The sequence below is a fragment of the Salinimicrobium oceani genome (assembly GCF_012037645.1).
Genome location: NZ_JAAVJR010000224.1, coordinates 1 through 610 on the forward strand (window position 1 = coordinate 1; position 610 = coordinate 610).

Genomic DNA, 610 nt, shown 5'->3' on the forward strand with positions numbered 1-610 from the left:
TAATTCTTTTTTCTTTTGAGACGGAAACCTAACTGCATAAAAGTCTCTACAAAACGATCTCTCCCAATAAAATCAGGCTTTAGAGTATGGTACATTTTCTCCACCCCACAACCTGGATGGTCTCTACGAATATCATCAGCTTCAGACATTAACTCCATCAAGCGATGATCAAACACAGTTTGTCTTTGAGCATATTGATGTACAGCTTGTTTACTGATCCCGACACCTTCATAGAATTGGTTCATGGAATAACTCACTTTTTCTTTGTTTTTCCTGAACCAGTTGATTGTGGGGTGCTGTAGTTTTTTTTAATGTCGATATCGAGCTCTGACTTAGCCAATTCAATCATCTTTTCAAGATAATCCAGCTGTATCTGTTTGCGCCCTAAAGCTGCCTCCAGTTCTTTGTTTTTAGCTTCCAGCTCTTGCATCTTTTTACTGCTACTGTCTTTCATTTCTACGACTCTATAACCTTTCTCGTTAAAGGTAGAAAATTTATGAATCCAGTTATAGATCATAGACCGTGACATCCCGTGAAGCTTAGACAGTTGAAAAACACTGTACCTGCCACTTTCATAATCATTCACAATTTGTCTTTTGAACTCATCGGA

General features: G+C 38.0%; 2 protein-coding genes. Both read right to left on the reverse strand.

Going from position 1 to position 610, the window contains the following annotated elements; all coding sequences use genetic code 11:
• Positions 1–245: hypothetical protein (locus HC175_RS16400; RefSeq protein WP_438865947.1), on the reverse strand; the 245-nt coding region annotated here is incomplete at its 3' end.
• A gap of 8 nt (positions 246–253) precedes the next feature.
• Positions 254–610, reverse strand: a 357-nt coding sequence (locus HC175_RS16405) for a helix-turn-helix domain-containing protein (protein ID WP_168139457.1), incomplete at its 5' end; no start/stop codon positions are given.